The sequence below is a fragment of the Hyphomonas sp. genome (assembly GCF_037969335.1).
GTDB lineage: Bacteria > Pseudomonadota > Alphaproteobacteria > Caulobacterales > Hyphomonadaceae > Hyphomonas.
Genome location: NZ_JBBKXE010000150.1, coordinates 1 through 10300, shown reverse-complemented (window position 1 = coordinate 10300; position 10300 = coordinate 1). Strand labels below are relative to the sequence as shown.

At 61.7% G+C, this 10300-nt stretch carries 9 protein-coding genes and 1 tRNA gene; 2 read left to right on the top strand and 8 right to left on the bottom strand.

Translation table 11 applies throughout. The annotated features are described in order from the left end of the window. Window positions 1-756 precede the first annotated feature (756 nt). The 6 genes from AADA04_RS11545 to AADA04_RS11520 all read right to left on the bottom strand — a co-directional run bounded on the left by AADA04_RS11545 (window position 757) and on the right by AADA04_RS11520 (window position 4490). Window positions 757-833, bottom strand: a tRNA-Pro gene (locus tag AADA04_RS11545). 54 nt (window positions 834-887) lie between these two features. Continuing rightward, window positions 888-1364, bottom strand: coding sequence for a MerR family transcriptional regulator (locus AADA04_RS11540; protein ID WP_340693419.1), 477 nt, complete (start codon window positions 1362-1364; stop codon window positions 888-890). Between the two features lie 20 nt (window positions 1365-1384). Next, window positions 1385-1678 carry an integration host factor subunit alpha gene (locus tag AADA04_RS11535; RefSeq protein ID WP_340693418.1) on the bottom strand — a complete coding sequence of 98 codons (294 nt, stop codon included), beginning with the start codon at window positions 1676-1678 and terminating at the stop codon, window positions 1385-1387. A gap of 138 nt (window positions 1679-1816) precedes the next feature. Beyond that, window positions 1817-2788, bottom strand: coding sequence for a beta-ketoacyl-ACP synthase III (locus tag AADA04_RS11530; protein WP_340693417.1), 972 nt, complete (start codon window positions 2786-2788; stop codon window positions 1817-1819). 26 nt (window positions 2789-2814) lie between these two features. After that, the gene (gene plsX, locus AADA04_RS11525) at window positions 2815-3849 is read right to left on the bottom strand and encodes a phosphate acyltransferase PlsX (protein ID WP_340693416.1); all 1035 of its coding nucleotides are present in this window, start codon (window positions 3847-3849) and stop codon (window positions 2815-2817) included. 92 nt (window positions 3850-3941) lie between these two features. After that, on the bottom strand, window positions 3942-4490 hold the full coding sequence (locus tag AADA04_RS11520; protein ID WP_340693415.1) for a ubiquinol-cytochrome C chaperone family protein: 549 nt from the start codon (window positions 4488-4490) through the stop codon (window positions 3942-3944). A gap of 73 nt (window positions 4491-4563) precedes the next feature. On the opposite strand from AADA04_RS11520, the gene bamE reads away from it, so the two are divergent. Both bamE and katG read left to right on the top strand, forming a co-directional pair. Then, on the top strand, window positions 4564-5043 hold the full coding sequence (gene bamE / locus AADA04_RS11515) for an outer membrane protein assembly factor BamE (protein WP_340693414.1): 480 nt from the start codon (window positions 4564-4566) through the stop codon (window positions 5041-5043). Between the two features lie 268 nt (window positions 5044-5311). Continuing rightward, window positions 5312-7486 carry a catalase/peroxidase HPI gene (gene katG, locus AADA04_RS11510; protein WP_340693413.1) on the top strand — a complete coding sequence of 725 codons (2175 nt, stop codon included), beginning with the start codon at window positions 5312-5314 and terminating at the stop codon, window positions 7484-7486. A 76-nt stretch (window positions 7487-7562) separates the two neighbouring features. Here katG and AADA04_RS11505 read toward each other — a convergent pair whose 3' ends face one another. Together AADA04_RS11505 and AADA04_RS11500 are read right to left on the bottom strand one after the other, a co-directional pair. Next, a complete protein-coding gene (locus AADA04_RS11505; RefSeq protein WP_340693412.1) occupies window positions 7563-9713 on the bottom strand; it encodes a sodium-translocating pyrophosphatase in 2151 nt (716 codons plus the stop codon). 147 nt (window positions 9714-9860) lie between these two features. Continuing rightward, a partial coding sequence (locus AADA04_RS11500) for an AIR synthase-related protein (protein WP_340693411.1) occupies window positions 9861-10300 on the bottom strand: 440 nt, incomplete at its 5' end.

Below are 10300 nucleotides of genomic sequence, written 5' to 3'. Positions count from 1 at the left end.
ACACCGAACGAGGCATATGGACCTGGAAACGAACTCAAGAAAGCGGCCTGATCAACAACCCGGATATACCTTAGCAAGGCCGGAAAACTGTGCAGGAAAACAGGACCACCTCAAGTCTTGGGCTGCAATCGGCGTCTTTGGAGACAGTAGCTCCTCGGTCAGACGCTATGCTCATTTGTCACCGCCAGCTTTACAAGTGTGAAGTCACCTGGCTCTGAACGTTCGCCACAAACACCACAGTCCAAACCAAGCAATCGCCCCACCGAAGAATCCGTACATGATGACTGAGATCCAGAAAGATACAGGTTCCGACGCTCTGTCTAACAGGCCAGCTCGCACCTCCGTCTGACCGGTGGAGATAGCCAGAAAGATTCTGTCGTACATCAGATAACTTCCGAACATCAGCGGCAACGAACCGATGACACTGCCAAATATATATCGCTTCAGCCGATCAAGACTTACCATCTCAAATTCCTTCTGCGCCTCTGCCGCCTAGTGATAGAGGCGTCAGATTGAAGGAGACCGGGTCAGCTATTCCAATGTCGCTTCCTGATCCCTTGGCGATTCGGAGAGCAGGCTTCTAAGGTCTGCTTTTGACCCACAGGAGGCGAAAGCTAACGACTGCTCCCGGCGTCTTAGGAGGCCCGAAGGGTCGATACGGAAGCTGTCAAGGAAGCCCTCGCTGGCGCTTCGGGCATTCCCACACTGAAATCGATCCTTGATCGATTTCTGCGCCTGCGGCGCACCGTGTGGAAATGGTCGGAGCGATAGGATTCGAACCTACGACCCCTCGCCCCCCAGGCGAGTGCGCTACCGGGCTGCGCCACGCTCCGACTTGAAGCGGCTTGTAGCCAAGCCACCGGCCTTCCGCAATCGCTTATGTGGGTTTAGGCCGCGCGCTTGTCGCGCATGGCGTCGAGACGGGCTTTCAGGTCGGTCAGGCCAACCAGTGCATCCGCCAGGCGCTCCTGGCTCTCGGGCGCGATCGATGACGTCATCTCGGCATTGAACGCCTTGGCGACCGTCTGCTGCAGCTCGCGCGCCGGGCTGCCGACCGTGGCATTGCCCAGGGTCGCTTCGCCGGAGAGCACAGCCTCAAGCCCCTGTTCTGCCAGCAGGGATTTCGCGCCCTTCAATGTCAGGCCGCGCCCATGCACGAGAATCTGGATGGCGCGCAGCGCGTCAATATCCTGCGGGCGGAACAGGCGGCGGCCATCGGCGCGCTTCACCGGTTTCACATCACGCGGAAATTTCGTTTCCCAATAGCGAAGGACATGCGTTTCAAGGCCCAGTTCGGCGGCTGCCTCGCCAATCGACCGAAAGGCATTTGCAGATTTCTCGACGCGGTTCCTGATGGCAGTCATATCGCTATCCTTGTATTGGCTCAGCCCTTATCGACGCGGGCCTTGAGCATGGGGGATGGGCGGAACGTCACCACGCGCCGTGGCGCGATGATGGCTTCTTCGCCGGTTTTGGGGTTGCGGCCTTCGCGGGCGGATTTTGACCGCACCACGAAATTGCCAAAGCGGGAGAGCTTCACCTCGTCTTCGTGCTCCAGCGCGCTGCCGATCAGGTCCAGCGTGCGGTCCAGCAAATCCGAGGATTCCTGCCGGGTCACGCCCACTTCGCGGACGATGGCGTCAGTCACTTCGGCACGGGTCAGGGTCTGGTTGCTCATGAGGTTCTCTCGCCTTTCGTTAATGGATAGCGAATGAAACTTAACGGATTCCTAGCGAAACCGTCAGGTTAATTCGTTGAGATGGTTCGATTTGTCCGATTCGACCCGAAATCTGTGGATCAAAATGATGTGTAAGCCTTAAAGCCGGAACAGGCTCGCGCCCCAGGAAAAGCCGCCGCCCATCGCCTCTGACAGGATCAGGTCGCCCGGCTTGGCCCGACCGCTGCGCACGGCATGGTTCAGCGCCAGCGGAATCGAGGCGGCTGACGTATTGGCGTGCTCGTCGACCGTGATCACGACCTTCTCTTCGGCAATGCCCATTTTCTTCGCCACGCCGTCCAGGCTGCGCTTGTTGGCCTGGTGTGGCACGAACCAGGCGATATCGTCCGCCGTCAGACCGGTCTCGGTGAGCACGGCCTGGATCGCCGACGAGATATTGGCCACGGCATGCTTGAACACCCGGTTGCCCTCCATCCGGACATGGCCAATCGTGCCGGTCGAGCTGACGCCGCCATCGACATAGAGCAGGTCCGACTTGGTGCCATCGGTGCGAATATGGTGCGTAATGATCCCGGCATCTGCCGCGCCGGTCCATTCCTCGGCCTCGATGACGACCGCGCCGCCGCCATCGCCGAACAGGACGGCCGTGCCCCGGTCGGACCAGTCGAGAATGCGCGTGAACGTCTCCGCGCCAATCACCAGCGCCCGATTGAACAGGCCCTGCTTCAACAGGCTGTCAGCGGTGGCCAGCCCGAACAGGAAGCCGGAACAGACAGCCTGCACGTCAAAGGCCGCCCCGGCGCCGGTGCCGAGCTTGGCCTGCACCGCCGTCGCCGTCGCCGGGAAGGTCCGGTCGGGTGTCGTCGTCGCCAGCACGATCAGGTCGATATCGGTCGGCTCCATGCCGGCGGCGTCCAGCGCCTGCCGGGCCGCAGCAGTCGCGATGTCCGATGTCAGCTCGCCATCGGCGGCGACATGGCGGCGCTTGATTCCCGTGCGCTCGCGGATCCACTCATCCGACGTGTCGAGCATGGCCGACAGGTCGTCATTGGTGAGCACCTTCTCCGGAAGGTAGCCACCTGTACCGCGAATGAAACTGCGACGTGCCATTGAAATCCTTTCCGTGCCGGCCTGCCCTAATCGGCAGGCAGCCCGCCTTCCCTGATACGTAGCAGGTTGGCAATTATCTCGTCCTGATAGTGGCTTGCGGCAAGGTTGGCCGCCAGCAGGCAGGCCTGGGCAAATCCGCGCGCATCGGTGCCGCCATGGCTCTTGACCGAAACGCCGCCGAGACCCAGCAGCACACCGCCATTCACATTGCTCGGGTCCATTTGGGCCCGTAACTGTTTCAGCCCGCCCGACGCGAACACGGCGCCAAGCTTGGTCATGATATTGGCCGTGAAGGCTTCGCGCATCCGGTTGCCCAGCATCCGCGCCACGCCTTCGCCGGCCTTCAGCGCGACATTGCCGGTGAACCCGTCCGTCACCACGACATCGACCGCGCCTTTGGAAATGTCATTGCCCTCGACAAAGCCGCGATAGTCCATGTCCAGTTCCGCCTCGCGCAACCATTCATGCGCCTCGCGCACCTCGTCATGGCCCTTCATCTCTTCAGAGCCGATATTGAGAATGCCGATCGACGGCTTTTCAATGCCCAGCGCCGCGCGCGCATAGGCCTCGCCCATGATGGCGAAGCTGACGAGCTGCGCGGCATCCGCTTCGAGATTCGCGCCGACATCCAGCACCACGGTGCGGCCGCGCATGGTCGGCCACAGGGCTGTCATCGCCGGGCGGTGGACACCGTCCATCTTGCGCAGGATCAGCATCGAAATCGCCATCAGCGCGCCGGTATTGCCCGCCGACACGGCAGCGCCCGCCTCACCCTTCTTCACCGCCTCGACGGCGTTCCACATCGACGACCCCTTGCCCCGGCGCAGCGCCTGGCTCGGTTTCATGTCGCTCGTGATGACGCTGTCGGAATGAACCAGCTGGCAGCGGCCCGATAGGGCGGGATGGGCTGCCACCATGGGCGCCAGCACGGATTCGTCGCCATGCAGCAGCACGGCAATATCCGGGCGTTCGGCCAGCAGGATTGCCACGCCGTCAACCACGACACCGGGCGCAGCATCGCCGCCCATGGCATCAATTGAAAGAATTGTGCCTTCAGCCATTCGGGCCTTCCAAATCAGTCGGAAACGCAATGATTCCTGATGGCGGTGTTTACGGCGCGTCACGGGGGTTGGCAACGCCGTGCCTGTGCCTGCTACCGCACTTCGGCAGCCGGCACCCAGTCAATCGCCCCCGTCAGTATTTCAGCATCGTCTTGCTGCTCCAGACGCATCGCCAGGGCGCACAGATAGGCCGCCAGTCCGGCCCCACGGCCCTTTTGCGTCACGCCATTGCGCTCCAGCACCTCGATCACGGCTGATTCCCCGCCATCACTGTCCAGCGCCTGCGAAAGGGCAGTGCCCAGCCCATAATGCGCCTCGGCCAGTTTTCGCACCTTCCGTGCGATCGAGGAATCGCCGACGCCCTGCTCGCGAAAGGCCGCGTCAAATCCGTCCAGCACGCGCGCATTCAGCGCCGCAGCGATTTTCGCGGGTTCAGCGCCTGACAGCGCGTTCATCCGCCGGATCGCCAGCGCCGCATGGACCGTGACCATCTGCGCACGCCCGTCGAACGTGTCGGCAACGTCGCCCGTCAGGTAGAAATCCGGTGCCAGCGCCACTTTCATCAGCCCGCCATAGGCCTTTCCGGTAGCCGCCTTGCGGGCCCGTCGCCGCGCCAGCCAGCCGATTGAAATTCCCGTCACCATGTACTCCTGTGTTGCCAAAGGGGGGCTGCAGCCGCTAGGTCTTTCGCGAAGCCTTATCAGGAGTTTCTCCATGTCGCGACGTGCGATTTTGGCCATTGGCCTTCTCACCCTGCCCCTCACCGCGTGTCTCACGCCGGCGCGGGATTTCCACGGCTATGTGGCGGATGACGCCCAGCCGCGCGACATGAAGCCGGACGAAGACACACGGTCCTCCGTCCTCGCCCAGCTCGGCAGCCCGTCGACGGAAAGCGTGTTTGACGACAAGACCTGGATGTACATTTCCGACGTGCAGGAGCGCATTGCCTTCCTGAAGCCGAGAATCACCAAGCGCTCGATCACGGCGATCCGCTTCGGCGAGGACGACAAGGTCGACGAAGTCCTCGAATACAATGCAGCGGACGGCGAGGTCGTCAATTATGCGGCCCGCGAAACGCCGACCCGTGGTCGCGAACTGGGCCTGTGGGAACAGATCTTCGGTACTGTTGGCGGCGTACGCCTGCCGAACTCGGACGAAGCCACACCCGGCAACCCGACCGGTCGCCGCCAGTAGCACAGGCCGCATCCCGAAACAGACAAGCCCTGGAACCCCGGTTCCGGGGCTTTTTCGTTGGAACGAAGGCCTACTTGGCCGGGCTGTCCGTCCCTGCCTTGTGTTTACGGCAATCCAGCATCGCTCGCGATTGCGACACGTCAAACCAAGTCACATAGAACCGCCCTATAGCTCAACTTCATAGAATCGATTGGATCAATGGGTGCAGGAGCGGTAGCTTCCCCTATTAGGCGAACGTGCCGAGCAATTTCAGCAACGGGAGAGCGATATGGACGGAAATGATATGAGTGGCGCCGGCAAGTGCCCGGTCATGCATGGCGGGATGACCTCTGTGGGTAGAACGGTCACGGAATGGTGGCCGAACACGCTCAATCTCGACATCCTGAGCCAGCACGACACGAAGACCGACCCGATGGGCAAGGACTTCGACTATCGCGAAGAACTCAAGAAGCTCGACGTTACGGCGCTCAAGCGCGACATGAAGGCCATCATGACCGAGAGCAAGGCCTGGTGGCCGGCTGACTGGGGTCATTATGGTGGCCTGATGATCCGCTTGGCATGGCATGCCGCCGGCTCTTACCGGCTGTTTGACGGTCGTGGCGGTGGCGGCACCGGCAACCAGCGCTTCGCCCCCCTCAACTCCTGGCCGGACAATGGCAACCTCGACAAGGCGCGCCGCCTGCTGTGGCCGATCAAGAAGAAATACGGCAACAAGGTCTCCTGGGCCGACCTTTACATCCTCGCGGGCAACGTCGCCTACGAATCCATGGGCTTCAAGACCTTCGGTTTTGCCTTCGGACGCGAAGACATCTGGGCGCCTGAAAAGGACGTCTACTGGGGCTCGGAAAAGGAATGGCTGGCAGATAGCATCCTGCGTTATGCCAACGCCGAAGACGCGGCATCGCTCGAAGCCCCGCTCGGCGCCGTCCATATGGGCCTTATCTACGTCAACCCGCAGGGTCGCGACGGCAAGCCCGATCCGCTCAAGTCAGCCCATGACGTGCGGGTCACCTTTGCCCGCATGGCCATGAATGACGAGGAAACGGTCGCCCTGACCGCTGGCGGACACACCGTCGGCAAGGCGCACGGCAATGGCCTGGAATCCAATCTCGGCCCCGCCCCTGAAGCCGCTCCGATCGAGGAGCAGGGTTTCGGCTGGATCAACCACAAGACCCGTGGCATCGGTCGCGACGCCGTGACCAGCGGCCTTGAGGGTGCCTGGACGACCCATCCGACCAAATGGGACAATGGCTATTTCGACCTGCTGCTCAATCATGAGTGGGAGCTGAAGAAGAGCCCGGCCGGCGCTTGGCAGTGGGAGCCTGTCGACATCAAGAAAGAAGACATGCCTGTCGACGTCGAGGATCCATCGATCCGCAAGATGCCGATCATGACCGATGCCGACATGGCCATGAAGATGGACCCGGAATACCGCAAGATTTCCGAGCGTTTCTACAATGATTTCGAGTATTTCTCGGAAACCTTCGCCCGCGCCTGGTTCAAGCTGACCCACCGCGACCTCGGGCCGAAGGCGCGCTATTTCGGTCCGGAAGTGCCCGCCGAAGACCTGATCTGGCAGGATCCGGTTCCCGCCGGCAAGACCGGCTATGATGTCGATGCCGTGAAGGCCAAGATCGCGGCCAGCGGCCTCAGCATGAGCGACATGGTCTCGACGGCATGGGACAGCGCCCGCACCTATCGCGGCTCTGACATGCGTGGCGGTGCCAACGGGGCTCGCATCCGGCTTGCGCCGCAGAAGGATTGGGAAGGCAATGAGCCGGCCCGTCTTGCCCGGGTGCTGAAAGTACTCGAAGGCATTGCCGCCGAGACAGGCGCCAGCGTGGCTGACGTGATCGTCCTTGCCGGCAATGTCGGCGTCGAGCAGGCCGTGAAAGCAGCAGGCTTGAATGTGAAAGTGCCGTTTGCACCGGGCCGCGGCGACGCGACCGCGGAGATGACGGATGCCGATTCCTTCGACGCGATGGAGCCGATCAATGATGGTTATCGCAACTGGCAGAAAGACGACTATGACGTCAGCCCGGAAGAGCTGATGCTCGACCGGACCCAGCTCCTGGGCCTGACGGCACCGGAGATGACGGTCCTTGTCGGCGGCATGCGTGTCATGGGCACCAATCACGGTGGCACGAAGCACGGTGTGTTCACTGACAAAGCGGGCGCACTGACGACCGATTTCTTCGTCAACGTGACCGACACGGAAAACTACTGGCGGCCGTCCGGCAACGGCATCTACGAGATCCGTGACCGGAAGACGGATGCCGTGAAATGGACGGCGACGCGCATGGATCTCGTGTTCGGGTCGAATTCGATCCTTCGCGCGTATTCCGAAGTCTACGCGCAGGACGACAACAAGGAAAAGTTCGTGAAGGACTTTGTTGCCGCCTGGACCAAGGTGATGAACGCGGATCGCTTCGACATCGCCTGACCGGCACCCATACCCCAAAGGAAAAGGCCCCGGTGCTCTCGCACCGGGGCCTTTTTTATTGTCGGACTGGACTGGCCTAGTGGCCGGCAAGCACCGCGAGCATCAGCAGTGCCACGATGTTCGTGATCTTGATCATCGGGTTCACAGCCGGGCCGGACGTGTCCTTGTAAGGATCGCCAACCGTATCGCCGGTGATCGCAGCCTTATGGGCTTCAGAGCCCTTGCCGCCATGATGACCGTCTTCGATATACTTCTTGGCATTGTCCCAGGCACCGCCGCCCGAGGTCATCGAGATGGCCACGTAGAGGCCGGTCACGATCACACCCAGCAGCATCGCGCCAACAGCCGAAAGGGCTGCGCCGGCACCTGCGATCAGGAAGATCACGCCGAACAGGACGATCGGTGACAGCACTGGCAACAGCGATGGCACAACCATTTCCTTGATCGCCGCTTGCGTCAGGATATCCACGGCGCGGCCATAATCAGGCTTCACTTCGCCTTTCATGATGCCCGGCATTTCGCGGAACTGCCTGCGCACTTCCTCGACCACGGCCTGGGCAGCGCGCCCGACCGCCATCATCGACATGCCGCCGAACAGGAATGGCAGGAGGCCACCGAACAGCAGGCCGACAACCACGTAGGGGCTGGAGATCGAGAAATCGACCACGACATTGTGGAAGAACGTTCCCGGATCTGCCTGCGCAATGAAGTATTTCACGTCCTCTGAATAGGCCGCGAACAGGACCAGCGCGCCGAGGCCCGCCGAACCGATGGCATAGCCCTTGGTCACGGCTTTCGTCGTGTTGCCAACAGCGTCCAGCGCGTCAGTCGTCTTGCGGACGTCAGACGGCAATTCGGCCATTTCCGCGATACCGCCGGCATTGTCCGTCACCGGGCCGAAGGCGTCGAGAGCAACGATGATACCGGCGAGCGCCAGCATGGTCGTCGTGGCAATGGCGATACCGTAAAGGCCTGCCAAATTATACGTCAGCAGGATGCCCGCCATGATCGAGATCGATGGCAGCGCCGTCGACTCGAGCGAGACAGCGAGGCCCTGGATCACGTTCGTGCCATGGCCCGACTCGGACGCCAGCGCGATCGAACGGACGGGACGGAACTTGGTCTCGGTATAATAGGCCGTGATGTAAACGATCAGGCCGGTCACAACGAGGCCGGTCACGCCGCAGAGGAACAGGTCGAGGCCTGTAATCTCACCGGTCATGCCGAGGCGCGCAGCCGCTTCATTCAGGACGCCGAAGCCGTTTGGCAACACGCTGTTGATGGCAATGGCCAAGCCACCCACCGACAGCACGCCGGTGACGATCAGGCCCTTGTAGAGCGCCCACATCACATCCGTGGAGCCCTTGCTGAGGCGCACGAAGAACGTGCCGACGATGGAGGTGATGATACAGACGGCGGCAATTGCCAGCGGCAACATCATCACAGCCGCAATATCAGCCGATCCGGAGAAGTAGATACCGCCTAGAACCATGGTCGCGACCAGTGTCACGGCATAGGTTTCAAACAGGTCAGCCGCCATGCCGGCACAGTCGCCGACATTGTCGCCGACATTGTCTGCGATGGTTGCAGGGTTGCGCGGGTCATCCTCGGGAATGCCGGCTTCCACCTTGCCCACCATGTCGCCGCCGACATCCGCACCCTTGGTGAAGATACCTCCGCCGAGACGGGCGAAGATCGAGATCAGCGAAGCGCCGAAGCCGAGCGAGACGAGCGCGTCAATGACTTGCCGCTTCTCGTCGCGAACCGACAGGTCCAGATCGAGCGGGCCGGTCAGGAGGCCGTAATAGAGAACGATACCGATCAGGGCGAGACCGACGACGAGCATGCCGGTAATGGCACCTGACTTGAACGCCAGTGCGAGACCGGCGCTGAGGCCGCTCTTGGACGCTTCGGTCGTGCGCACATTGGCGCGCACCGATACAAGCATGCCGATAAAGCCGGCTGCGCCTGACAGGACCGCGCCCAGCACGAAGCCAAGTGCAGACTTCCATCCGAGCAGGACGAGCAGGATCACGGCGACAACAGCGCCGACCATGCCGATGGTGCGATACTGGCGCTTCAGGTAGGCATTTGCGCCTTCCTGAATAGCCTGCGCGATTTCACGCATACGCTGGTCGCCCGACGGGGCCTTCATGATCGAGTTGATCTGTAGGTATCCGTATAGAACCGACACAACGCCTGCGGCGAGTGCGAGATAAAACCACATGGGGATTTCCTTCCTTCCCTGAGCCTTTGAACGGGCCCGGGTTGGCCCCGGGTCTCCAAAACTTAGTTGTTATGAGCCTTTGCCTGCCAGTCGCTCCTTGATGAGGCAACCCGCCTCGCTTTAGGGGCGAGTCACAGGCGACCCGACTCATCCATGCTCGAACCCCAGAGTTTCGGGGAGGTTAATTTTTTTGCCCTTCAACCCCAGCGACAAGCCTGATCCATTTATAATTTTCCCGATTCGGGCGAGTTGTATGCCCTGTTCACTCGCCTCATGCGCGACCTCGTCTGACCGGCTTTCCGGGGCCGTGAACAGGACCTGGTAATCGTCCCCCCAGGTCGCGAGCTTGAGCATCTCGGCTTCGTCCTCTGCCCCACCCGCAAATGGCACCGCGCCAAGGTCGATCTCGAGGCCGACACCGGACGCCTCTGCCAGCGACCTTGCATCGATCAGCAGGCCGTCAGACACATCCATCGCCGCATGCGCATGCCGCGCGACGAGACCGGCGGTGGCAAGCGGGGGCAATGCCGGAAGCCGGTAGGCGTCGACCCAGGGCCCCGAAACGCCCCCCTTGCCCGGACGTGCCG